Origin of the sequence: Bradyrhizobium sp. 40 (assembly GCF_023100925.1) — a bacterium.
Lineage (GTDB): Bacteria > Pseudomonadota > Alphaproteobacteria > Rhizobiales > Xanthobacteraceae > Bradyrhizobium.
Map to the genome: position 1 here is coordinate 7,372,524 of NZ_CP064688.1, position 21,891 is coordinate 7,394,414.

General features: G+C 59.6%; 23 protein-coding genes and 1 tRNA gene. 16 read left to right on the top strand and 8 right to left on the bottom strand.

The window, feature by feature from the left end; genetic code table 11:
- Nucleotides 1-149 precede the first annotated feature (149 nt).
- From IVB40_RS35185 to IVB40_RS35205, 5 genes are all read left to right on the top strand, one after another.
- Nucleotides 150-635, top strand: a complete 486-nt coding sequence (locus IVB40_RS35185; protein ID WP_247817729.1) for a lysozyme inhibitor LprI family protein — start codon at nt 150-152, stop codon at nt 633-635.
- A 473-nt stretch (nt 636-1,108) separates the two neighbouring features.
- A complete protein-coding gene (locus IVB40_RS35190; protein WP_247817730.1) occupies nt 1,109-1,735 on the top strand; it encodes a DUF5343 domain-containing protein in 627 nt (208 codons plus the stop codon).
- The gene (locus IVB40_RS35195) at nt 1,732-2,307 is read left to right on the top strand and encodes a Swt1 family HEPN domain-containing protein (RefSeq protein WP_247817731.1); all 576 of its coding nucleotides are present in this window, start codon (nt 1,732-1,734) and stop codon (nt 2,305-2,307) included. The genes IVB40_RS35190 and IVB40_RS35195 overlap by 4 nt, the downstream gene beginning before the upstream one ends.
- Nucleotides 2,308-2,385: 78 nt before the next feature.
- Entirely contained in the window at nt 2,386-3,261 is an 876-nt protein-coding gene (locus IVB40_RS35200) for a hypothetical protein (protein ID WP_247817732.1), read from the top strand.
- Between the two features lie 78 nt (nt 3,262-3,339).
- A complete protein-coding gene (locus IVB40_RS35205) occupies nt 3,340-3,927 on the top strand; it encodes a hypothetical protein (protein ID WP_247817733.1) in 588 nt (195 codons plus the stop codon).
- 113 nt (nt 3,928-4,040) lie between these two features.
- Here IVB40_RS35205 and IVB40_RS35210 read toward each other — a convergent pair whose 3' ends face one another.
- Nucleotides 4,041-4,268: a hypothetical protein gene (locus IVB40_RS35210; RefSeq protein WP_247817734.1), complete on the bottom strand. Its 228-nt coding sequence runs from the start codon at nt 4,266-4,268 to the stop codon at nt 4,041-4,043.
- A gap of 610 nt (nt 4,269-4,878) precedes the next feature.
- Between IVB40_RS35210 and IVB40_RS35215 the strand changes: the two genes are divergently transcribed.
- From IVB40_RS35215 to IVB40_RS35235, 5 genes are all read left to right on the top strand, one after another.
- Nucleotides 4,879-6,963 (top strand): hypothetical protein, encoded by a 2,085-nt coding sequence (locus tag IVB40_RS35215; protein WP_247817735.1) that lies wholly within the window; start codon nt 4,879-4,881, stop codon nt 6,961-6,963.
- Nucleotides 6,964-7,564: 601 nt separating this feature from the next.
- On the top strand, nt 7,565-8,275 hold the full coding sequence (locus IVB40_RS35220) for a recombinase family protein (RefSeq protein WP_247817736.1): 711 nt from the start codon (nt 7,565-7,567) through the stop codon (nt 8,273-8,275).
- Between the two features lie 173 nt (nt 8,276-8,448).
- A complete protein-coding gene (locus IVB40_RS35225; RefSeq protein WP_247817737.1) occupies nt 8,449-8,826 on the top strand; it encodes a hypothetical protein in 378 nt (125 codons plus the stop codon).
- 110 nt (nt 8,827-8,936) lie between these two features.
- Nucleotides 8,937-9,575, top strand: coding sequence for a hypothetical protein (locus IVB40_RS35230; protein WP_247817738.1), 639 nt, complete (start codon nt 8,937-8,939; stop codon nt 9,573-9,575).
- Nucleotides 9,576-9,715: 140 nt separating this feature from the next.
- Complete coding sequence (locus IVB40_RS35235) at nt 9,716-10,987, top strand: hypothetical protein (RefSeq protein ID WP_247817739.1); 1,272 nt, start codon at nt 9,716-9,718, stop codon at nt 10,985-10,987.
- Between the two features lie 303 nt (nt 10,988-11,290).
- On the opposite strand, the gene IVB40_RS35240 is transcribed toward IVB40_RS35235, so the two are convergent.
- Both IVB40_RS35240 and IVB40_RS35245 read right to left on the bottom strand, forming a co-directional pair.
- Nucleotides 11,291-11,455 carry a hypothetical protein gene (locus tag IVB40_RS35240; protein WP_247817740.1) on the bottom strand — a complete coding sequence of 55 codons (165 nt, stop codon included), beginning with the start codon at nt 11,453-11,455 and terminating at the stop codon, nt 11,291-11,293.
- 78 nt (nt 11,456-11,533) lie between these two features.
- Nucleotides 11,534-11,776 carry a helix-turn-helix transcriptional regulator gene (locus tag IVB40_RS35245; RefSeq protein ID WP_247817741.1) on the bottom strand — a complete coding sequence of 81 codons (243 nt, stop codon included), beginning with the start codon at nt 11,774-11,776 and terminating at the stop codon, nt 11,534-11,536.
- Nucleotides 11,777-11,893: 117 nt separating this feature from the next.
- On the opposite strand from IVB40_RS35245, the gene IVB40_RS35250 reads away from it, so the two are divergent.
- Nucleotides 11,894-12,322: a hypothetical protein gene (locus IVB40_RS35250; protein ID WP_247817742.1), complete on the top strand. Its 429-nt coding sequence runs from the start codon at nt 11,894-11,896 to the stop codon at nt 12,320-12,322.
- A 232-nt stretch (nt 12,323-12,554) separates the two neighbouring features.
- The gene (locus tag IVB40_RS35255; RefSeq protein ID WP_247817743.1) at nt 12,555-12,758 is read left to right on the top strand and encodes a hypothetical protein; all 204 of its coding nucleotides are present in this window, start codon (nt 12,555-12,557) and stop codon (nt 12,756-12,758) included.
- A gap of 638 nt (nt 12,759-13,396) precedes the next feature.
- On the opposite strand, the gene IVB40_RS35260 is transcribed toward IVB40_RS35255, so the two are convergent.
- Together IVB40_RS35260 and IVB40_RS35265 are read right to left on the bottom strand one after the other, a co-directional pair.
- Nucleotides 13,397-14,968, bottom strand: a complete 1,572-nt coding sequence (locus tag IVB40_RS35260; protein ID WP_247817744.1) for a tyrosine-type recombinase/integrase — start codon at nt 14,966-14,968, stop codon at nt 13,397-13,399.
- A 175-nt stretch (nt 14,969-15,143) separates the two neighbouring features.
- A tRNA-Leu gene (locus IVB40_RS35265) sits at nt 15,144-15,230 on the bottom strand.
- Nucleotides 15,231-15,390: 160 nt separating this feature from the next.
- Here IVB40_RS35265 and IVB40_RS35270 point away from each other — a divergent pair.
- Entirely contained in the window at nt 15,391-16,356 is a 966-nt protein-coding gene (locus tag IVB40_RS35270) for a complex I NDUFA9 subunit family protein (RefSeq protein ID WP_247817745.1), read from the top strand.
- A gap of 66 nt (nt 16,357-16,422) precedes the next feature.
- On the opposite strand, the gene IVB40_RS35275 is transcribed toward IVB40_RS35270, so the two are convergent.
- Nucleotides 16,423-17,229 carry an undecaprenyl-diphosphate phosphatase gene (locus IVB40_RS35275; RefSeq protein WP_027566187.1) on the bottom strand — a complete coding sequence of 269 codons (807 nt, stop codon included), beginning with the start codon at nt 17,227-17,229 and terminating at the stop codon, nt 16,423-16,425.
- Between the two features lie 169 nt (nt 17,230-17,398).
- Here IVB40_RS35275 and IVB40_RS35280 point away from each other — a divergent pair, with 169 nt between their 5' ends.
- From IVB40_RS35280 to IVB40_RS35290, 3 genes are all read left to right on the top strand, one after another.
- Nucleotides 17,399-18,091 carry a glutathione S-transferase family protein gene (locus IVB40_RS35280; protein WP_007598553.1) on the top strand — a complete coding sequence of 231 codons (693 nt, stop codon included), beginning with the start codon at nt 17,399-17,401 and terminating at the stop codon, nt 18,089-18,091.
- Nucleotides 18,040-19,230, top strand: coding sequence for a tRNA epoxyqueuosine(34) reductase QueG (gene queG / locus IVB40_RS35285; protein ID WP_247817746.1), 1,191 nt, complete (start codon nt 18,040-18,042; stop codon nt 19,228-19,230). The genes IVB40_RS35280 and queG overlap by 52 nt, the downstream gene beginning before the upstream one ends.
- 183 nt (nt 19,231-19,413) lie before the next feature.
- Nucleotides 19,414-20,211, top strand: a complete 798-nt coding sequence (locus IVB40_RS35290; protein ID WP_247285078.1) for an acyl-CoA thioesterase domain-containing protein — start codon at nt 19,414-19,416, stop codon at nt 20,209-20,211.
- Between the two features lie 17 nt (nt 20,212-20,228).
- Here the strand turns inward: IVB40_RS35290 and IVB40_RS35295 are convergent, their stop codons facing one another.
- A complete protein-coding gene (locus tag IVB40_RS35295; protein WP_247285077.1) occupies nt 20,229-20,696 on the bottom strand; it encodes a nuclear transport factor 2 family protein in 468 nt (155 codons plus the stop codon).
- Between the two features lie 149 nt (nt 20,697-20,845).
- Entirely contained in the window at nt 20,846-21,694 is an 849-nt protein-coding gene (locus IVB40_RS35300; RefSeq protein ID WP_247817747.1) for an alpha/beta hydrolase, read from the bottom strand.
- Nucleotides 21,695-21,891 lie beyond the last annotated feature (197 nt).

Here is a 21,891-nt window from a genome sequence, read left to right on the forward strand (position 1 = left end):
ATAGCCGAAGCCGCATACCCCCTCGTTTTCCCTTCGCCCTCGCCGTCCGGCCCTTCCACCACAGCCGCCGGTCTACCGTCTCGCTGAGCTTCATGTGCTCGCAGTGGTATTGTGTTCCATATTTTCGATGCGCCGAACGGAGATCTCCAATGAAGCTCAAACTTGCCGCCGCGATGCTCGCCGCAAGCCTCCCGCTCGCATCGATGGCTTTCGCCCAAGGCATCGCGCCAGCCGAACTTGCGGTGATCGATGGCTGCCTGAAGACCGCGGAGAAAACCGGCGGTTTCGGCGGCGCGTGCGTCGGGCTCGTCGCCGACCCCTGCATCAAAGCGGCAGAGGGCGCGAATGACGATGTCGCCAAATGGAAAGCCTGCGCGGCGCGCGAACTCGCCATTTGGACGCAGAAAACAAGTGAGGCGCTAAAGAAGGTTCAGGCCGGCGGGTTCGCCGACGTAATCAAGGCGGTCAATGAGTCGCAGAAAACTTTCGCCGCGTCGCGTGATGGCTTCTGCGCGGTCTTCGACAAAGTCGATCCCGGCATGTACCGGGGCAGCGCGAGCTACTGCCGCCTGCGCGAGACCGCGAACCGCTCGCTGAGCCTGATCAAGCTCGGCGCCGCGGTCAACGAGCACTGAGACCTCTTAGACGCTTGGGGTCATCAGCTTTGCCGACCTTATTCCCACATAGCGACGACGGCTTCGGCCGCGAGCGCGGTGGACGTCGTTCATAGCTCACCTAGCATCCGGGCAATGGCTTTCGGCGCGGAGCGCTTGCCTGAACGACTGAAGCCAGCCGCCTCCAGATCGCCTGCGATCCGAGCCGACCCGACAAGCGATGTAGGCCATTCGGTAAGCCATGAGCGCCGTGCCTCGGTTTTGTGTACCGGTCAGCAGCTCAAATTCCCTGCAAAAGCGATTTCAATCGCCTGAGTAGGAGGTGGTGCCCAGGAAAGGATTGGCTGAACCGACCCGCTAGACATTGAAATCATTGCATTTATTCTTCAAAGGATCAAGAATGTTACACAGTTCTGTTTAGCGGCATCGTAAAAGTTGACCGCCCTCCCCGACTCGCCGGATGATTGCGTAAGGGAACTAGAGGGGGAGCAGGCGTGCCTGATCAATATCCGTTTGTAGTCAGCAACAACAGAATTGGCCCCTTTCTAGATGCCCTTGGCACGGCCGCTAGACCCCCGAAGCTCACGCAAGACTTTTTGCGGTCGCTGGGGTTTACCAGCACGAACGATAGAGCGCTGATTCCGCTATTTCGAAAACTAGGTTTCCTTAACGGCGACGGGGCACCGACTGAGGCCTTTGACGTGTTGCGTGTAAAGGAAACGCGTGGGGCCATCCTCGCGGAAAAACTTCGCGAGCTGTATGCGGACCTCTTCGCGATTAACACGAGCATGCAGGACGCTTCCGACAATGACCTTCGCGGCGCCATCAGCAGAATCACCGGAAAGGACGCGGCAACGGTTGCGCGATACGCCTCGACATTCAGGGCCCTAGCTAATCTGGCGGACTTCCGAGCGCAAACGGCTCCGAAAGCTGAACCTATAAAGGTTGTTGAAGCAAGCGCTCCGCAGCCGCCATCGCCCTCTACAACGCACAATATGGCGTCGGTCGGACAAAGACCGACGGAGTTTCACTACAACATCCAGATACACCTGCCCGCAACCAACGACGTTGCAATTTACAACGCCATCTTCCGATCTCTGAAAGAGAACCTCGGAATATGAGTGGCGAAGCACTGAAGAGATTCGTCTTTAATGGGCTGTTGCTGGAGCAATCCTTCAAGGAGCTTGAGGCCGCGGGGATCGCTGTTCACCCTGTAACAGATAAGAAGATTGCGGAGCGAGCAGAGAAGCTAGACTTTAGCCCCCGCATGACGGCGGAAGCAGCAAAGATGGCCTCCGTCTTCGCCCTGTTCTTTTGTGTAGAGAACTCGTGCCGTGAGCTGGTTACAGAGCGGCTGTTGGAGCGCCATGGAATTGACTGGTGGGAAACATGCGTGCCCACGAAGATCAAAACAGCCGTGCAATCGCTGAAGGAGGCGGAAGAACACCACCGATACCATACGACCCGCTCTTCGGAATCGATTGGCTACACAACGTTCGGCAACCTAGCTCAGGTTGTGATCGCGCGTTGGCAAGATTTCGAGGATCTGTTTCCGGATCAGGCGTGGATCGTTTCGCGGTTCAAAGATATGGAGATGTCGCGTAATATCATCATGCACACGGGCATCCTCGCGCCAATCGAAATTGATCGCGTTGAGAGCATTGCCCGCGACTGGGTGAGGCAGGTCGGTTAGGCCTGTGTCACGCTCCCGCGAGCTATGTTTGATAGTATTGCGAAAGCAAGTCGCGTCGGCTGAAAAGTTGAGGAAAACATGTCCACCGCGCGCGTTTTGATCAAGCAGGGCGATACAACCTATCGATTCCTGCGTGTTGAAACTTCAAATGACGGGTCGTTAATCTGCTTTCTTGATAAAGATCCTCAGCCTTTGAAAGGCGCGATGCCAATCGAAGCGGGCAAGCTTCTCGCTGAATCCGACCATGAGAAACCAGTCCCGTACGCCCGGTTCACTATTCACACGACTGGTCAGGTGCATCGTTACTCGGGAGGAGATCGAAAAGGAACGAGCTACATTGAGCCGTTGCATCAACTAACGCAGCCTAATGCAATTGGATACTTATCCATTCCGGAGGCAAGCCGATTGGATTTGTACGACCCGATCAAACATCAGGCTGATGTTTCCCATTTGTTGGAAATACCCGCAGAAATCTCCGAGCGCCTTACCTTTTTACTCGAAATTGGTCCGGTGCCCATGCCGGTGTTGAGCTATGGAATCGGCCTAAACTATGAAGTCTATTCATTGGTCACGCGAATGGCGGCAGCGAACCTGCGTCGGGAATTGGCGAACCACTTTGTTGAAGCACTGGCGCCAAGTCTCTTCAATTCCAGGCAGGTGCGAAAAGATGAGGCGGAGCTGGGATTCTATCAACGCATCTACGGATCAGGCAGTTTTGTTTTTAGGGAGGATAGCGGCGCTTACGTCGCTCTAACGTCTGTTCCTATGGCTCGTGCACCAAACATGACGATTGAGTTTAGTAGTCCTCAACTAAATATCGAGATGATTCCCTACGCGATCAAACCTCAACCCACTCACAAAGTTCGCTTCTTTATCTGCGATAAGGGTGGCCGCAATAAAGCCGACGATCTGCGCCATCATATCCGGTCGGTTGTATTCAATGCGCGACTTTGAGGGCGTGCTCCTAACTCAAAGGGCGTTGGTTAGACCCGAGCTTGTCGGAGAGAGGAAGCGAGCAGTATGACATCTAGCGTGGCGGATGATCTGTATGCGCGGACCAGCCCTGCTCTTTTGGCGGTGCATGCCTGCGAGAGAGCCGCTTCCGAATATGAAGCAGCGATCTCGGGTGACACGGCACGGTGGTTCTTCGCGATCACCGACATGCATCAGGCACTAACCGCAGCCCTGGTTGAAACATTGAGTGGCACAGCAGGAATTGGAGCCCTACCGAAGAAACTACAGCAGCAGTGGCTGATTTATTACGAAAACCGAGGTGCCGACGTTCAACCGCCTGCCGACGACCGGGTGATTACGTTTGGAGAACTCCTAGCGCGAGCCTGCGACACGGCGAACTGTCATGACATGCAAGGAACCCTCGTATTAACCGACGGCGAGAAGAAGGACCTTCTCAGGTTGAATGATTTCCGGAACGACTTGGCACACGTGAAGCCGCGCGGCTGGTCACTGGAGATCGCCGGCTTGCCGCGCATCTTCGGGGCGGCAGCCAAAGCTATACGGCAACTGTTTGAAATGGCCCCCCTCCGGCTCCACCTCGAAGAAGATGAGGTCGAGCGGGCGGAAAAGTCGATTGATGCATTTGCAGTTCGGCCAGAACAATGAGGCTCGGAGGTTCATCTACTCCTTGGCACGTCCTCGACCTCGCCAGTCGCGATCCTGCCAATCAGCATGGGTTCTGTACGGTGCCGGCGTGGCTCTTCTCGCCCTTGGAGCCTTTAGGCATTATCGTCGCCCTTCTTCTGGAGCTGTTCTTTTTCCGCCGCGTCGCGAGCAAATTTCAGGCTCGCCTCTACGAGAGCAGTTCTTGCGGCCCGCTCGTCGTCATAAGGGGTCGCAGATTCGACCTTGGCTCCTCTTAGGACGACAACGAGCCATGGCCACCCATTGGAAGGGGGAGGATAGAGGGCAACGCCTCCTTGGGGAACGATGATCATTTCAGCCATGCCGTGAATCCTTGCCAGTTCCGATCGTAACACGGTTATGGGCTGCGTGCTGACAACGGCTAGGGTGCCTAGATTTCGAGCTGAGGCACGACCCTCTGCTTCAGCCATAGCCCGATCCTCTCTTTAGGCGGAGGGTTGATGAGTTGTCGAATCGCTCTGTAGCCATTCCCCGCAATAACTGGCGGTGAACAGACCTTGCCCAAGCCATTCCCTTTGAGGCCCAAGCCGGACAGCCGCTTGGACATCTGCAAAGCCGGATCAACGAGCCGTCCATGGTTTCGAGCCCGGCAACAATGGAATTGAGGGTCAAAAATTCGAGACGTGACCTCGTCGCGAAAGCCGCAAGGTTTCCCCCCCTGCCCCCCTCAACTTCTGACCCACCATTCGGGGCCGGGAGCTCGGCCCTTCTGAGCTAGCGCGGCAATTGGCACCTTTCCCCTTTAAGAGCGCCTGCTGCCGCCGCTGGGTGAGTCGTTTTGACTCGGACGTCCTCGCTTGCCGCGCGATTCCGTAAGAAAATATGGTGACAACACTCGTTGACTGGATTTTGCTAAGGGCCCCAAGCTGACGTTGCAAGTCCCTCCGCTCCTCGTGCACACGACGTATCCCGATGGATCTGACAGCATTCAAAGCCGTCGTTGACGCCTACCCCGACGGGGTTTCCAAACACTTCGGCGATCTGGCATCGCTTTACGCCTTCGTCGGCTTGCCAGAATCTACGAGCTACAGCCGGGACGATGCCCGCGATGCACTTTATGAGAAAATTCGAGTTTCGTTTGCGGCAGGGCAAAAGGAAGTAGTAAATCGCTGTCAGTCGCTGATCACAGAGCTCATCCAAAACCAGATCATCGACGGCGAAAGGGTAGATTTCTACTTCGCAATTCTCGACCACCTTAAAGACGCGGTAAGATCAACCAAAGGGTGGGTCGATGGTTCGGTTCAGGGCGATTGGACCGCCGCCATTCAGCATGCCATTGACCACGTTCGCATGGGAGACTTTGGGACGCCGGAGAGCCGCGAAAGAGGCTATGCTCGGGAATATATCGTGGCACGGGCAGCAAAGCGGCTCAAAGATGCCGGTTTTGTTCTTCAGCGCGATGCGGAAAAGCTAGCACTTACACAAAGCGCAGAAACGCAGTTAGTAGCTCGCCTTGAGCAAATGATAGCCGCCATGGGAGGCATAAACCTCGCACGCCGCGTCTTTAGAGAGATTGCCCATCTCTACGACAATCGGCAGGAGCGGTATCATGTCGTACCGCATCCGAGCGCAACGAATGCGGGCACACCCCAAATCCCGTGGAACTATTTGCTCCTGCTTGCGGCAAAGCATTTTTCAGGACCACGTCCCACAGAGAACACTGAGGAAGCTTGGAATATTATCCGCGGAACGGCAGCGAACTACGCGGCTGTGCTCGACGTTCAGGTTTATAATCCATTCTTCTTTTGGCAGCAAATCGATGCGCATCGCTTACTGGAATGGCTCCAGCAGTTTGCGGTTCACGACACGCTTTTCAGAATACCTCAGGTTCGGGGGAGTGACGTCGCAAAGTTGGCGACAAGCATCTTCGCGGGATTTGAACCGTCCGAGCGCCATCAGAATGGCTGGACGATCAACGACGTCATCGCCGTTTGCCAAGCGGTCATGGAGTTGTCCCGTACCGTGCGAGGGCCGATCGCATTCACTGCGAGAGAGATCAGCGGCAACTGCAACGGTATGAATGCTGGTCATATCAAAGCTATTCTGGATGACGTGCTGACTCACCCGTCTGGAGCCCCGAACCAGCTATTCTCAAAGCCGACCGATGCGCCGCCGGTAGGGGGCAGCAACGACATTGGTCATAATTTTTATCAGCGCCCATTAGTTTCGTTCGATCGAAAGAGCTACTGGCTCTTCGACCACGCCTTGGGAGCGATGCCCAGCCTTGAAGCTATGATGACAATTCTCCGTGGTCGCTTCAAAGGGTTGGATGGACTTCTCGGCGTCCCGATCGAAACCTTTCTGCGAAACGAATTCGCGAGGCGCGGCGTCCCGACCCTAGCGGGTAAGTACGGGGCGAAAAAGGACGACGGCGAGTGCGATGTGGTGGTCGAGACCCCCGATACGATAATCTTTTTTGAAATGAAGAAGAAGGCGCTCACCCGTCGCGCCCAAGCAGGCTCCAGCGCCCATGCATTGCTGGACTTGGCAAAGAGCGCTTTGGCCGCGCAGGTGCAAGCCGGCTGGCACGAAGTGCGATTGAGGCGGGACGGCTACATCGATCTTGATGAGAATGGGAACATAATCCGCCTTCATCACAACGGGCGCCATATCGAGCGTGTTGCGGTTTCACTCACGCAATTCGGCGGCTTTCAGGATCGTGTATTTCTTCATCGGTTACTTGAAGCGATCTATAACTCGAACTTCTCAGTCACCGAACCGACCATGAAAAAGGATTTCGCAGAGTTGAACGATCTATTGCAAGAGCTTCGCGATCAGTTGACGCAGCTTTTTCCAGGGACAACTTCGTTAGATCGACCGTTTTTTCACTGCTGGTTTCTAAGCGTCCCCCAGATAATTTTATTGCTCGACGACACCCATGATCCTGCGTCGTTCAGGGCTGCGCTATGGAAAACCCGTCACATTGCAACCGGAAGCTCAGACTTCTACCACGACTACGCCTATCTGAGCGGGTGGAAGCCGGCCCAGCGGAGCTAGATCTATCCCGCTACTGTTCGTCGCCAGGTCAGCTTCGGGTCTTGGCCGTGGAAAAACGAGTACGGCCCCGCGTCCGGTCTGCTGCCAATAGCAGACATCCAAATTGACCAGCTTTATTCAGCTAAGGGCCAATACCGGAAAATGCAGCCCATCCCACGCCTTTAGGCTTGCTTCCGCAGCGTGGGAGCTGTTGTGCCCGAGAGAAGCCGGATGATCCAAGAGCGACTGCCGAGAGGTCGGCTCATCAGCCGACGGTGGGTGAGCTTCTAGTCGGTTGGTCTGCCATGGCATCGGTTGTGGTGGGCATCTCTTGTCGCGTCGCTTGAGACCCCGGCCCCGAAATGCACGAGGGACACAAACGCGCGACGTGACTTCGTGGCGCCAGCTTGCTGCTTTCCCCCCGTGCCCCCCAGCCAAATTCTGAAGCCTCTTCATGGAATGACATAACCGACCGCCTCCGGCCGCCGCATCGGCAGTGTTTGTCCTCTCCCCTGAGTCGATTTGACTCATCTTCTGCGTGTTGGCGAGCGATTCCAGCACCACTAACAATGGTGTCAACGGACGTTGGCTAAGTTGTTTTTAGGCAGGCGGGAGTGGCAACATGAAAACGAAGGGACGGTTTGTCGCTTACTACCGAGTATCTACGCGCAAGCAGGGGGCGTCGGGCCTAGGGCTCGAAGCACAAAGGACTGCCGTAGCGAACTATCTCGGTGATTGCACTGCGAGGGTGGTAGCGGAGTTCACGGAGGTGGAGAGCGGGACGCGAAGCGACAGGCCGGCCCTAGACCAAGCTCTGACTGCAGCACGGGTACATCAGGCCGCGTTGGTGGTGGCCAAGGTGGATCGGCTTACCCGCTCAGTAGGCTTCCTTTCGCGGCTCTTGGAGGCTGGGGTCGATGTTAGGTTCGCTGACCTGCCTGCCATCGAGGGGCCCACTGGGCGGTTCATGCTTCAGCAGATGGCAGCAGTGGCAGAGCTAGAAGCAGGACTGATCTCGTCACGTACTAAGGCGGCCCTCCTAGCAGCGAAGGCACGAGGGCAGCGACTAGGGGGCAATCGAGGCATCCACCTATCTGCCACGGCTAAGGCAAGAGGGCGACAGGCCCAAGCGATGCAAGCTCAACGAAGAGCCAACGACCTAGCTCAGGTGATCCAAGAGGTACGTGCTCGTGGTGCATGCTCTGCTACGGAGATCGCACGAGCGCTTACAGCAAGGGGTATACCCACGGCACGTGGGGGAAGCACATGGTCAGCATCACAGGTGACACGCATACAAGCACGACTGCTGAGCGGCACTAGTACGCACGCTTGAAAATGTTGGCACGATTTTGGAATCGGAGAGTCGAGAATTGAGTCATCGAAACGCAATTCAAACTCTTGGAACTGCGGGCTTGAATCTCCATATTTCCGATGCAGCACTGTCGCTGCTCTCGCGATAGGAGGTCACGGCTCTCCGCTAAGTCGCGCCACAAAAGGAAAACGAAAATGAATGCGCCCTCACTTGAAGCGGATGCGCTATGGCTCGCTGGAACGATGGATCACTTCGGGCAGGTAGGTATAAAGAACAACACGATCTTCGTGCGCCTTAAATCCACTCTTCTGAATCGCCTCGAAGTTATCAGCTCCATTCTGGGTATCGATCGGAAACCCCACGGCCCCTTCGACAATGGCGCCTTTTCCAAGAAACTCCAGTACGAGTTGGTTTTGGTGGGTAAGGAGTTAGCTCTTCTAGAGAACTTGGTGACAAGCCGCATGAAGGTTAGACCGCAGATGTTTCAAGAGAAGAGAGATCAACTCCGTGACCAGAGACGGAAGCACGGCCTTTCAGGCAAGCACATCGTCGCTCGCCTCGAAGTCCTGTGATGCGGCGACCTGCTTCTCGGATGAAGCGGCGGTTGGGTGAAGGCTCTGCCTTCGCCCTTCGCTGCTCGATACCTGATCCGGTCACCGGACGGGCTTGCGGACGGGTGACAATGCGGGCTGCCGGCACCGGGCTTGCACCACACTTCTGCAAGGGACATGTCGAGCACCGCGCACGCCATGGAAGCCACTGGCACGGCACGTACACCGCCTCTCAGCTGAAGCCGTATCTTTCAGATGCCACCTCGTACATCCGGCTGGGGGCAACCCATGACAGGTTTATCGCCGCTGCCATTGATGCGATACGAGCGAAGTTAAAAGAAGCAGGGCCGGTGGAGTTGGCCACCCGCCTTAGAGGTCTGTCAGCAGAAAAAAGAGCGAAAATTGCCCTGGCCCGGCTGCGAATTGCTGGCGTTCCTCCCGAGCGCATCGTCTCAATTGTCCTGGCCGTGTCTGCACTGATCGAAGACGATCCCGCGTCACACCGGACCAAAGAGTTTCGCACGGTGCAAATTTGCAAGGCTGTGCACCGACTTGCAAGCGGCACCCATAAGGTTTGGGAGATCGAGGACCATCAGGGCCGCAAGCGGCGGACCGAACTCCACGCCTATCCTAGATCGTCTGGCCGCGTTCTGAGAGTGATGGGGCGAATGTTCGAAGAGCCTTGCGAGTGGGTGGTCGAGAAACATCTTGCGGGGGTGATTGCCCACAAGGCTCGGCGCGAGCGACGCTCAGTCCGAGCTTCTAGCTGACTGGCGAGGGACATAAATCGCGGTGAGACACCATTAACGTGACATCTGGTCGTGCATCTCCGGTACGCGCATGTTGAGGGTTTAAGCCGATCACTTTGAGCACCTAACTTCGCGCAGCTATGACGAATTCACCCAGTGTAATGTGGTTCGATCCCCTCCTCCGGGCGAAGACGGCCGAGCTTGGCTGCGCGGTCCAACGTTTGCGCGATGCGCTGCTGCTCCATGAGTCCGCGAGCGGCGCGAGGAAGCGAGCGCGGAAGGAAGCGGACAAGGAGAAGTTCGGCCTTGCCGTTGAAGCGCTGGCCTGCAACCTGATTCTGCTCAGCGCAATCCAATCGGGCAGCCCAAAACTTGCGGTGCCCCGGTCGCATGGCGTTCTTTGGCGTGGCAATGGCAGCGTCAACCCCGTGTATGGCCAGCACTTCCTATCCGCGATTGGTTTGCTTTCATCGCTTGGCCTCATCGAAGAGGAGAAGAGGGGATACAGGGTGTCCGCTCGAATGCGGGTGCCGTCGCTTATTCAACCTAGCGAGGCTCTGAGTCAGCATCTTCCGTTGACCCCGCCCGATTGGCGCAGCGTCCATCAGATCGATGACCAAGCACTCATTATCTTGAAGGAAAGCAAAGATGAAGACGGGCGTGCAGCCGCAATCGCCTTCAAGGAGACCGCTCGCACCCGCCAGCTTGCAGGACAAATTCAGCACATCAATGAGTTCTTACGCCGCGCGGATATCGAGGTCACCGGTCAAGACACCGGCCTTTCCTTGGGGAAGGATGGGCAGCCGATCGTCCCCTATCGCCGTTCTCTTCGGCGCATCTTCAACAACGCCAACTGGCAGCACGGTGGACGACTCGCCGGAGGCTGGTGGATGGGCATGGAACGCACCGAGCGGTTTGAGCGCATCCGGATTGATGGCGAGCGAATTGCAGATGTCGATTACAGGCAACTCTTCCCGCGCCTCGCATACGTAAGGGCAGGCAAGCCGCAGCCAAAGGATGACATCTACCACGTGGCGGGAGATGGCTCCGGGCGAGATGGCTGGAAGACTCTGATGAACGCGATGTTGTTTTCGGACGGTCCGTTGCGGAACTGGCCGGAGGACACGCTTCAGCACTTTCCCTCGGGCACGAAGCTCCGGGACGCAATCAAGATGTTAGCCGCGCGCCATGCGCCTATCGCTGATTTGTTCGGCACCGGGCTGGGCTTTCAGTTGATGCGTATCGAAAGTGATATGCTGATCGGGATCATCACGCATCTCGCGAGCATTGGGGTCACCGCTCTGCCGCTCCATGACGCGGTACTGGTCGCGGAATCGAAGGCCTATGTTGCGGCGGACGCGATGCAGGCTGCTTTCACCGCGGCTACGGGATCTTCCTGCGCGATTGTCTCCATAGAATTTTGCCCGCGATAACATATACTTAGAGCAAAATTGGCCCTTATGCCTCCGCTAATGGAGGAGGAAGCTAGGGGGAAACTCGGAGGGTTAGAACTTAGAGGTCCGTCTCAGGGGGGATTGTAAGGGAGTGACCACCCCTCCCCCATTGTCACCCTAGTGCGGCCTCTAAGGGTCACCGTTCACCAACCCTCAAGGGTCACCCCCAAGCTCGGGTGAGTGACCACCACCCCTCCTACATGGCCCCCTCAAAGGACAGCCCCTAAGACTAACCCTTCGGTCTCCTCCACAGGGCCGAACCATGCGCGGACCAAGGCGGTCTCAATTCATCCTCTGACGCAGCTTCCTGATGATCTCGCGAAGGTCATCGGCATACTCCTCGATGATGCGTCGAGCCTCCTCCGTGCGCGTCGGCTTGGGCGTCGGACGTTTCTCGGGCTTCGGCTCATTCATGCCTAAAGCTTGGCAAAGGACGACAGTGATCATTGAGCTAAATCAACGGTCCTGTGCGGGCCTAACCTGAGGTCCGGTGCTAAAAGTGACGTGCCTGTCACCGGACGAAATTCAGGCCTGACCCCGGGCCCTCTTCTGGGGGACAAGCAATCGGTCAGGGGTCGTCTTTAGGGCACGGGCCAAGCGGGCTAGGACGATGATGGTGCAGTTGCGGGTGCCCCTCTCGACTTGGCTGACGTAGGTCCGATCTAGCCCCGCCTCTAGGGCCAAATCCTCTTGGGACAGGCCGAGACCCTTCCGGGCCCGCCGCACGGCCGCCGCCACCACGTTAACGATGCCTGTCTCGTCATCCATCCACGGGAGCAGGCCGGGATGATGACTTTAGGTCTACGGACTATGAGTCCCATTTTCCCGTTGAGCCATGATGACTATCGTCTACATTGCGTCAGCCACCTGTTGAGGAACGCGCAAATGTCCAGCACCGAGAGCAACGCCCCGAAGTTAGGCGAAAACGATCCCATCAAGGTTCTCTTCGATATGGCTAGCTACTGGGCCACCATCTGGAGCTTCATCGCGCTCTGCCTTTGGCTCGAACATCAGGTTCTCAAGCGCCTGGATATCGAGTCGGACGGCCTCCAAGTTGCCATCCTACTTATGAGCACACCGGCCATATTCTTGGCGACGGTTACTCGCATTCAGAAGAACCCTAAAGCGCGGCTAATTTTGGAGCGGGGCCGTTACGTCGTGGTCTTGGTCGCTGCGGCCTTGCTCGGGGCCTATCTTCACGCAACCCACAAAGACGAGTCCTATGAGAGTGCCCTGCGTGATGGTGCCGTGCTTGCTTGCTCAAGGATGGTGGCCTGCAAAGCGGCAGCAACCGAATATGCCAACACGCGCTAGCGAGTCATTCAATCCGTCCCTCGCCAATCAGATCGAGGGAAAATCCCACGCTCGACAAGACGGCCGCGCGGAGTGGGCGGAGGTGGAACCGGAACTTTAAGTTCATTTGAACCAAACGGAATGGTGGTAGTTAGATAGTCATCGCCGGCCAAAGACACTTGTCTGCGGGCGCTGGCGACCGAGAGGCTGAGAGGACTCCCGCCTGCGCCCGACTTGAAGAGGGAGCAGCAAGATGAAACAGCACGGCCTTGAGCAATCTTTTTTGTTCGATGATCAGTCTAATTTAGTGGAAGTGGCGATAAATCTCCGCAAACAGGCGGAGGGGATGCCCTTGGGCATTCGTCGCGAGGAGCTGTTGCGAAAAGCTCAGCAGGCAGAGACCGCAGCGCGTATAGCCAATTGGTTGGCCTCGCCTGGATTGCAACCCCCCGAATGACATCATGACCGACTACCGACTCCATGTGATTGGCCCAAATGGCCAGTCAGTAAGTGCGCGTTCGATCGTATGTGACAGCGACGAAAGTGCCGTCGTATGGGGCACGCAACTCCTACAGGATCGGCCTATCGAGGTTTGGAGCGGTGACCGAATGGTCAAGCGCTTATTACCCGACAGCTCCGAAGGCTCCGGCGAAGCGATCTCTCATGTCGTACGGGAGGGACGAATGTTGCCCAAAAAGGAAAAATGATGAGGCATTCATCCACGAAACACGATCGCCCCACGATCATAGTTCTCAGTCGCGATACCGAAGCGCAAGCCCGAAAACTCGCCAAGCTATTAGCCAATAAGACTGGACGAACAATAATCTTGCGGGATTCGGACGGCCTTGAGATCGAGACCTTCTCACCGACCAGACACTAAGTCGCCGCCAAATCAGGAGATCGCGATGCCGGACACAAGCCGCGCAACGTGGCCAGTTGGCCAGCGAGTAGCCCGCAAGAGCACGAAGGAGCTTGGCCTTGTGGTCGACAACGATGGGTCAATCAAGGTGAGATGGGACAGCGGAGGGACGAGCTATTTTCGCCACAGCGCCGCTGCTGACGTGGAGCTGGAGATCGGCGAAGGGTAAGGGTGCCCTATGCGACCTCGACGGTGGGAAACTTCGCGATGGCGTTCGCCTTCGCCTTGATGGTCACGTCTCCGTAACCCTCCGACACATTGCGCGGCGCGTGCCCCTGAATGGCATCCAGCACGCGCATCTCGACGCCCTGATCAATGCCGACAGTCTTGAAGCGATGGCGCCAGCCGTGGCTCGGATCAACGTTCTTATCCTTCGCCACTTCGCGCACGAATTCATTGACCTTGTTCCGTGCAGTCTTCACCGCATTGCGAACGCCCAACTCACCGACCTTGGGGTCGATGAATAGATAGCCGCCCTTCGATTTCTCAAAGAACCCCAAGAAGCCGTCATCGATGATTTGCCGATGGAGCACGACATCGCGAGCTTCATCCGTCTTCACCGGCCCCGCCTCAGGCGTCACATGCAGCACCCAGAGCTTGCCCTCGCGGCGAATGTCCTCCTTGCGAATCTGGATCATCTCGCCCACGCGGGCGCCAGTGAAGGCACACAGCCACGGCACCCACCGCTTGGCCGCCGCTAGCTTCTGGGCTTCCCGGCCGGGAACGAAGTCGCGGGCGTGCTTCAGGATGGCGATAGCCTCCGAATCATAGAACCCCTTGGACCGGAGCTTGCGCGACTTCCCGACCTTGATGGTGATCCCTTCGGCCGGGTTGCTGGGCAGCCGACGATTGATCACCGCCCAGCCAAACACCGTCTTCATTCCCGCGAGGTCGCTATCCTTTACGGTCTTCGGGCTCACTCCGCTCTGCAGGCGATAATCCTTGAAGCGAACGATGTCCTCTGGCGTCACCCGGCTGGCGGTGTCGTGCTTCAGGAATGTCACGAGACGCGCCATCGAGTTGCGATAGCTCTCATAGGTGCTCTGCTTGCGACCGGCCCGCTTGGCTTCCTTCCACCAATCCTCGACTAACCCGGTGAGGGAATTTTTGGAGACGCCCCGCTTTGGCTTTTCCTTCGGCGCATCTGCCGGAGCCTGCCACTCGGGAAAGCGAGCGGCCTTGGGGTCGAGCGAATAATCTCCTCCAGCGTTCCGGTGGCGATTCGCAAAGGCATCACGCAGCGCCATCCAAAAGGCCGTGAGCAAGAGGGCGCGTGATTCGCTGTCCACGCGGCGGATGCCCTTGGTCAGCAAGAGGCGGTCCACGATGGGCCCAAGCGCCTTCTCTAAGTTCTTGGCCTCACCGTCGCGGCCGACCCTCCCCCACATCTCCGTTACGGCTACCCAGTGAGCTTCCTGCTCCTCGTGGCTCTCAGTGTCCGGCGCCCAGCCCACACCGGGCGTGTGGACCATGGCGACACTCCGGGCGCGGCTCTCGCTGTCCGCCCAGACGCGATAGAGTTCGCCTGCCAAGGCCGTCGCCTGCCGATGGGTCAGATGGACGGGAGCGTCGTTTCGGAGGGCTTGCCAGACGCCGGTCAGATAAGCCGCAGCGACTCCGTGGCGCGCCTTTGCTTCGCTGGGCTCTGCGGTGCGGAGGGAGAACCGAATGGCCTGAGCGCTCTCGCTGGGCGTCACAAATACGAACTCATCACCGAGCGGAATAGCTAGCTCGATGCCCGCCGCCATGACGCGAACGTCCGCAGGAATCCGCTGCACGAATGATGGAATGCGAGACCCGTCCCGGCGCATCGGCCGAACAACCCTAAACAGCAATGTTACACCCCATTGTTACACAGTCGGGGCCAACGCAACACTCTGATCGGGCTTATCTATCTGGATTTGTTCGATATCCAGAAACGTATGGTGCCCAGGAAAGGACTCGAACCTTCACGGCCGTTAAGCCACTGGCACCTGAAGCCAGCGCGTCTACCAATTCCACCACCTGGGCATGCCGGTTAGGCACGGAGGCGGTTACTACGGTTCGGTGACGCGGTTGTCAATTCATGCTTGAACCCCGCTTCGGGATGCGGATTGCGCATCGCAAACCGGCCCGATACAAGCCTGACGAGACGCACTCTTCCCGCAGGAATGACCCAGGAATGGATCCCATGGCATCGAATCTGGACACGCTCGTCACGGTTTTCGGCGGATCGGGGTTTTTGGGCCGGAATGTGGTCCGTGCACTGTGCCGGCGCGACTACCGGGTCCGGGTCGCGGTGCGGCGGCCGGAGCTGGCCGGGTACCTCCAGCCCTCCGGCAAGGTCGGGCAGGTCCACACCGTGCAGGCCAACGTGCGCTATCCGGCCTCGATCGAGGCGGCACTGCGTGATTCGCATGTCGTGATCAATCTGGTCGGCATCCTCGCCGAGGGCGGCGCGCAGAGTTTTGACGCCGTTCAGGCCAAGGGCGCCGAGACCATTGCCAAGGCGGCGGCCGCCGCCGGGGCACAGCTGATCCATGTCTCGGCGATCGGCGCCGACGCGGAATCGCCCTCGCGTTATGCCAGAGCCAAGGCGGCCGGCGAAGCCGCGGTCCTGGCCGCGGTGCCATCGGCGACGATCTTCCGCCCCTCCGTGATGTTCGGCCCCGAGGACCAGTTCACCAATCGCTTCGCCGCACTGGCGCGGATGTCGCCGGTGCTGCCGCTGATCGGCGCCGACACCAAGATGCAGCCGGTCTATGTCGGCGACGTCGCCACCGCGGTCGCGGATGCCGTCGACGGCAAGGCCAAGGCGGGCGCAACCTACGAGCTCGGCGGCCCGGAAGTGCTGACCATGCGCGAGATCATCGAGGCCATTCTCGAGATTGCCGATCGCAAGCCGATGCTGATGCCGCTGCCGTTTGGCCTCGCCCGCTTCAAGGCCAACTTCCTGCAATTCGCGCCGGGCCCGCTGAAGCTGACGCCGGACCAGGTCACGCTGCTCGCGCGCGACAATGTGGTTTCGGACGCGGCGAAGGCCGCAGGGCTAACGCTGGAAGGCCTGGGCATCACGCCCGACTCGCTTGAGGCGATCGCCCCGCAATATCTCTGGCGCTTCCGCGCCGCCGGGCAGTTCCAGCGCAAGAGCGCGTAACCATCCCCGCCGTCATCCGGGCATGACGAGCTCAGCGTCCGGACTGCAGTTGTTTGACGTTCGGGTCTACCGCCCCAGCGCCAGCGCGATCAGGCCGAGCGTGCCGACGATCACGCGCCACCAGGCGAACACCACGAAGCCGTGGCGGGTGACGTATTCCAGGAACGTCTTCACCACGATGATCGCGGTGACGAACGACACCACGAAGCCAATGGCGACGATGCCCATGTGGTCCATCGTCATCTCGGAGCGGTTCTTGTAGAAATCGTAGGCGAACGCGCCGATCATGGTGGGAATGGCGAGGAAGAACGAGAACTCCGCCGCCGCGCGCTTGTCAGCCCCCAGGAACATCGCCGCGACGATGCTGGCACCGGAGCGCGACACGCCCGGGATCATCGCGATGCACTGTGCGATGCCGATATAGAGATACATCAGCAGCGGAAACCGGGTGGCGTCGTGCTCGCGCGCCTTGAGATCGAGCTTGTCGACCCAGAGCAGGATGGCGCCGCCGACGATCAGCGAAAAGCACACCACCCACGGATTGAACAGCATGCTCTTGATGTACTTGCCGGCGACGAGACCGACGACGACAGCGGGCAGGAACGCGACCAGCACGCCGATCACGAAGCGGCGTGCATAGGCGTCGCCCGTGAACATGCCGATCGCGACGTCCCACAATTTCTTGAAGTACAACACGACGATCGCGAGGATCGCGCCGAGCTGGATCAGGACCGTAAACGAGTCCCAGAACGCGCCCTCGCCGAGATGGAAGAAGCGCTCCGCGAGCAGCAAATGGCCGGTCGAGGACACGGGAAGGAACTCGGTCACACCCTCGATGATGCCGAGGATCACTGCCCGTATTGCATCTGACATATTTACGGTCCATTTCGGCTGGAAAAGCGGGGCTCTTCTCGCCCATCCGCTCCCTTGCTGCAATCGCAAAATGCGGCGGCGCGCCCTTGCTTCGCGGTTTTGAATGACTAGTGTGGCGCCGCACAAACATTGATGGATTCTTAAGCACCATCACATAGTCAAAGGCTTCATGTTTACGCTGTTTCATCATCCGTTCTGCCCGCATTCGCGATTCATCCGCCTGATCGCGGGAGAATACGGGCTTGAGCTGAAGCTGATCGAAGAGCGCAGCTGGGAGCGGCGCGAAGCGTTTCTGCTGCTCAATGCGGCGGGCACGACGCCCGTTCTGGTGGACGACGAGCAGCCGCCGATCCCGGGCGCGGCGATCGTCGCCGAATATGTCGACGAGGCCTATGGCTCCGAGATGGGACTGAAGCGCCTGATGCCGGACACGATCGGCGAGCGCGTCGAGGTCCGCCGGCTGATGGCCTGGTTCAACGAAAAGTTCTTCGAGGAAGTCTCCCACCCGCTCGTCACGGAGCGCATCTACAAGCGCTTCATGAGCGAGGACAACGGTGGCGGCCCGCCCTCGGCCGACGTGATGCGCGCCGCCAAGGCCAACGTGCGCTATCATCTGGCTTATATCGGCTGGCTGGCGCAGACGCGTAATTTCCTCGCCGGCGACCGGCTCAGCTACGCGGATCTCGCCGCCGCGGCGCACCTCTCGGCGATCGACTATCTGGGCGACGTGCCATGGAGCGAGGACGACGCGGCAAAGGCCTGGTACGCGCGGGTGAAATCCCGCCCGTCGTTCCGTCCGCTCTTGAGCGAATGGCTGGCCGGCGTGCCGGCGTCGCGGACCTACGTGGACCTCGACTTCTGAACTCCGATCCGACCGAACTGAAGACGGCGCTGGCAAACGAGGCCCGCGCGCTCGGCTTCGACTGCATCGGCATCACAGAGCCCGGCACGATCGAGAGCGCCGGACAACATTTTCTCGAATTCATCGCATCCGGCGGCCATGGCGACATGGACTGGCTCGCCGCGCAGCCGGAGCGCCGGGTCGATCCGCGCGGGCTGTGGCAGGACGTGCGTAGCGTCATCATGCTGGGCGTCAATTACGGCCCCGATCAGGATCCGCTCGCGATCCTGCAACAGCGCACGCGCGCGGCGATCTCGGTCTATGCGCAGGGCGACGACTATCACGACCTCATCAAGAAGCGCCTGAAGGAACTGGCGCGATGGCTGGTCGCGACCGCAACTTGTGAGGCGAAGCCTTGCGAAGTGAAAGTGTTCGTCGACACCGCGGCCGTGATGGAGAAACCGCTGGCGCAAGCCGCGCATCTGGGCTGGCAGGGCAAGCATACCAATCTGGTCTCGCGCGAATTCGGCTCGTGGCTGTTTCTCGGCGCGATCTACACCACGCTGGAGCTGCCGCGCGACGACGCCGAGATCGATCATTGCGGCTCGTGCCGGGCGTGCCTCGACATCTGCCCGACCGCGGCCTTCCCCGCGCCCTACAAGCTCGATGCGCGGCGCTGCATCTCGTATCTCACCATCGAGAACAAGGGACCGATCCCGCGCGAATTTCGCAAAAGCATCAGCAACCGCATCTATGGCTGCGACGATTGCCTCGCCGCCTGTCCCTGGAACAAGTTCGCGCAGGAAGGCCGTGAGGCCAAGCTCGCCGCACGTGACGCTTTGCGCGCGCCAGGTCTTGCCGAGCTCGCGCGGCTCGACGACGCGTCGTTCCGTGCGCTGTTCACGAAGTCTCCGGTGAAGCGCATCGGCCGCGACCGCTTTTTGCGCAACGTGCTGATTGCGATCGGCAACTCCGGCGATGCGGCACTGGCGGACGAGGCGCGGCGGTTGCTGGAGGATGAGAGCGCGCTGGTGCGCGGGGCTGCGGTGTGGGCGCTGGGGCAGCTGGTGCCGCGAGACGAGTTCGAGGCGATGAGGACGAATGCGATTGCTGGCGAGAGCGACGAAAGCGTGCGTGAGGAGTGGCGCACCGCCCCCTAATCCTCCGCTGTCATGCTCCGCGAAAGCGGGCATCCAGTACGCCGCGGCCCATCGATTCAATCACTGCCAGCTCGGAGTACTGGATCGCCCGGTCAAGCCGGGCGATGACACCTGTTGTTGTGGCGAGCAGGCACGCTCTCGCCACCCTTGATTTCCCCACACGTTCCTTCAAGCTCGCGCATCATGACAAACATGCCTTTCTTCACCCGCGACGGCGACACTTTCCACCCGACGGAAGTCGCCAACGGCCCGTGGGATCCGAAATCGCTGCACGGACGCGTCATCGTCGGCCTTCTCGGCTTCGCCATCGAGGAGCGCCATTCCGGCCCCGAATTCGTGCCGGCGCGGCTGACCGTGGATATGTTTCGGCTGCCGACCATCGACAAGCCGATCGAGGTGACGACACGGCTGGTGCGCGACGGGATGCGCATCCGCGTCGTGGAAGCGGAGTTCTTTTCCGGCGGCGTCGGCATGGCGCGCGCCTCGTGCCAGCTGTTGCGTCGAACGCAGAATCCGGACGGCAATGTCTGGTCGCCGCCGAACTGGGACGCGCCGAAGCCGGCCGACATTCCCAAGCCCACCGATCCCAGGCTCGGCATGAACGGCAAATGGACCACGCGACCGATCGTCGGCCAGATGGGCTCGCTCGGGCCACGAAAGCTCTGGATGAGCGAGGTGCGCGAGCTGGTCGCGGGCGTGCCGATGACGCCGTTCGTCCATGTCGCCACCGGCGCCGACTTCGCCAGTCCGTTCGCGAACGCCGGCGACAAGGGGCTCGGCTACATCAACAGCGACGTTACGATCTATCTGCACCGGCTGCCGGTGACGAGCTGGATCGGCTTCGAGGTGGTGAACCACCAGGCCACCGACGGTGTCGCGATCGGCGAATGCTGGCTCTACGACGAAGCGGGCCCGATCGGCACAGCCACGGTCGCCGCGCTGGCGCAGCGCAAGCCGATGGTAAATCCGTCGAAGCGGTAGGTGCGCAAGAACGACGGCTAGCCAAAATGCCGCTGCATCTCCGGCCGTGCCTTGAGCTCCGCGCCCTGCCTGGCGACGATCTTCGCGATCCGTTCCGGCGCAAACTTCAGATCGACAAACGCCGGCGCGGTGTTGGCGACCTCGTGATAGCTGACGATCCTGCCGTCGCGGAGCGTCATGATCGCCACGCCCTCGAACATCGCCCGCGCGCCATCGGCCTCCGGCAAGGTCGAGCGATAGCTGAACGTGTAGCGCGCATAGAGCGTGGTGCCGTTCGACACGGGATCGTGCATGTCCCAGCGGAAGTCGGTTGCCGTGCGATAGAACCAGTCGTCGATCATCGCGGCGATCTTCTCGCGGCCGGCGAAGGCGCCATAGAACACGTCGTGATAGACGCCGTCCTCGGTGAAGAGATCCGCGAAGGCTTTTCCGTTGCGTTGTTCGACGGCGTCGCAGAACGCGCGCAGCATGGCGGTGGTGGTCATCGGCGATTCTCCCCTCCCATTCTCAGTCATGCCCCGGCTTGACCGGGGCATCCAGTACGCCGCGGCTTCTCGGCTTGAGCACGAGCGCCTCTGGAATACTGGATCGCCCGATCGAGTCGGGCGATGACACCGAGTGCTAGGTGGCGATTTCACCCGATCTCGGCCACGGCGGCAAGAATGCGGGCGATGTCCTGCGGGCGCGAGAGGCGGTGATCGCCGTCCTGGATCATGGTCAGCACGACGTCGTCGGCCGGCAGGCGATGGGTCAGCGCGAACGCGTGCTGCCAGGGCACGTCAGGATCCTGCGCACCTTGCAGGATGCGGACGGGACAGCCGAGATCGATGGCGCTGCCGAGCACGAGGTGGTTGCGCCCCTCCTCGATCAGATTTCGCGTGATCGGATAGGGCGAGCCGTCGCCATAATCCGATGGTCTCAGCCAGACGCCTTTGGTCTCGATTTCTTTCTTCACCGCGGCCGGAAAATTCTTCCACATCAGCTCCTCGGTGAAGTCCGGCGCCGGCGCGATCAGCACCAGGCCCGCCAGCGAGGCCTTGGCTTGCTGTTTCTCTTGCCGCTTTTTGACCTCGCGCGCGAGCAGCAGCGCCATCCAGCCGCCCATCGACGAGCCGATCAGGACTTGCGGGCCGTCGCAGAATCGCTCGAATACCGCGACGCTTTCCTCGAGCCAGCGCCCGATGGTTCCGTCGGCGAAATCGCCGCCGGATTCGCCGTGGCCGGAATAATCGAAACGGACCACGGCGCGGCCGTGGTCCCGGGCCCATTCGTCCAGCGCCACGGCCTTGCTGCCCCGCATGTCCGATTTGAACCCGCCGAGCCAGACCAGTCCCGGTCCTTGACCAGGTTCTGGACCAGATTCTTGATCAGATTCTTGACCAGATTTTTGGGCCGCGCGGCGGCGCACCGCGATCCGGCGTGCGGAGGGGCCTTCGCCCACATCGATGAAGTCGAGCACGGCATCGGGAATTGGGTGATTCATGGAACGTTTACTCTGGCTGTGCGGTTTGAGCTGTCCGGACGTGCTCCGCAGCGCAGCTGGACGTCGTCATTGGCCCTTTGGGACGCTTGCGGAACAGAAGCAAGGTGTCTATGTCCCTCTGCGTGCCCCGCCGTGGCCAAAATGCCTCGCATTTGAGGCTTTTTCGACCGCCGCACGAGCGATTGCTTGCCGGCAAC

What these genes read in the sequence shown, in the direction of transcription:
- IVB40_RS35185 (WP_247817729.1), top strand. Translation starts at nt 150, where the DNA reads ATGAAGCTCAAACTTGCCGCCGCGATGCTCGCCGCAAGCCTCCCGCTC.
- IVB40_RS35195 (WP_247817731.1), top strand. Translation starts at nt 1,732, where the DNA reads ATGAGTGGCGAAGCACTGAAGAGATTCGTCTTTAATGGGCTGTTGCTG.
- IVB40_RS35200 (WP_247817732.1), top strand. Translation starts at nt 2,386, where the DNA reads ATGTCCACCGCGCGCGTTTTGATCAAGCAGGGCGATACAACCTATCGA.
- IVB40_RS35210 (WP_247817734.1), bottom strand. Translation starts at nt 4,268, where the DNA reads ATGGCTGAAATGATCATCGTTCCCCAAGGAGGCGTTGCCCTCTATCCT.
- IVB40_RS35215 (WP_247817735.1), top strand. Translation starts at nt 4,879, where the DNA reads ATGGATCTGACAGCATTCAAAGCCGTCGTTGACGCCTACCCCGACGGG.
- IVB40_RS35220 (WP_247817736.1), top strand. Translation starts at nt 7,565, where the DNA reads ATGAAAACGAAGGGACGGTTTGTCGCTTACTACCGAGTATCTACGCGC.
- IVB40_RS35225 (WP_247817737.1), top strand. Translation starts at nt 8,449, where the DNA reads ATGAATGCGCCCTCACTTGAAGCGGATGCGCTATGGCTCGCTGGAACG.
- IVB40_RS35230 (WP_247817738.1), top strand. Translation starts at nt 8,937, where the DNA reads ATGCGGGCTGCCGGCACCGGGCTTGCACCACACTTCTGCAAGGGACAT.
- IVB40_RS35235 (WP_247817739.1), top strand. Translation starts at nt 9,716, where the DNA reads ATGTGGTTCGATCCCCTCCTCCGGGCGAAGACGGCCGAGCTTGGCTGC.
- IVB40_RS35240 (WP_247817740.1), bottom strand. Translation starts at nt 11,455, where the DNA reads ATGATCACTGTCGTCCTTTGCCAAGCTTTAGGCATGAATGAGCCGAAG.
- IVB40_RS35245 (WP_247817741.1), bottom strand. Translation starts at nt 11,776, where the DNA reads ATGGATGACGAGACAGGCATCGTTAACGTGGTGGCGGCGGCCGTGCGG.
- IVB40_RS35250 (WP_247817742.1), top strand. Translation starts at nt 11,894, where the DNA reads ATGTCCAGCACCGAGAGCAACGCCCCGAAGTTAGGCGAAAACGATCCC.
- IVB40_RS35255 (WP_247817743.1), top strand. Translation starts at nt 12,555, where the DNA reads ATGAAACAGCACGGCCTTGAGCAATCTTTTTTGTTCGATGATCAGTCT.
- IVB40_RS35260 (WP_247817744.1), bottom strand. Translation starts at nt 14,968, where the DNA reads ATGGCGGCGGGCATCGAGCTAGCTATTCCGCTCGGTGATGAGTTCGTA.
- IVB40_RS35270 (WP_247817745.1), top strand. Translation starts at nt 15,391, where the DNA reads ATGGCATCGAATCTGGACACGCTCGTCACGGTTTTCGGCGGATCGGGG.
- IVB40_RS35275 (WP_027566187.1), bottom strand. Translation starts at nt 17,229, where the DNA reads ATGTCAGATGCAATACGGGCAGTGATCCTCGGCATCATCGAGGGTGTG.
- IVB40_RS35280 (WP_007598553.1), top strand. Translation starts at nt 17,399, where the DNA reads ATGTTTACGCTGTTTCATCATCCGTTCTGCCCGCATTCGCGATTCATC.
- queG (WP_247817746.1), top strand. Translation starts at nt 18,040, where the DNA reads ATGGCTGGCCGGCGTGCCGGCGTCGCGGACCTACGTGGACCTCGACTT.
- IVB40_RS35290 (WP_247285078.1), top strand. Translation starts at nt 19,414, where the DNA reads ATGACAAACATGCCTTTCTTCACCCGCGACGGCGACACTTTCCACCCG.
- IVB40_RS35295 (WP_247285077.1), bottom strand. Translation starts at nt 20,696, where the DNA reads ATGACCACCACCGCCATGCTGCGCGCGTTCTGCGACGCCGTCGAACAA.
- IVB40_RS35300 (WP_247817747.1), bottom strand. Translation starts at nt 21,694, where the DNA reads ATGAATCACCCAATTCCCGATGCCGTGCTCGACTTCATCGATGTGGGC.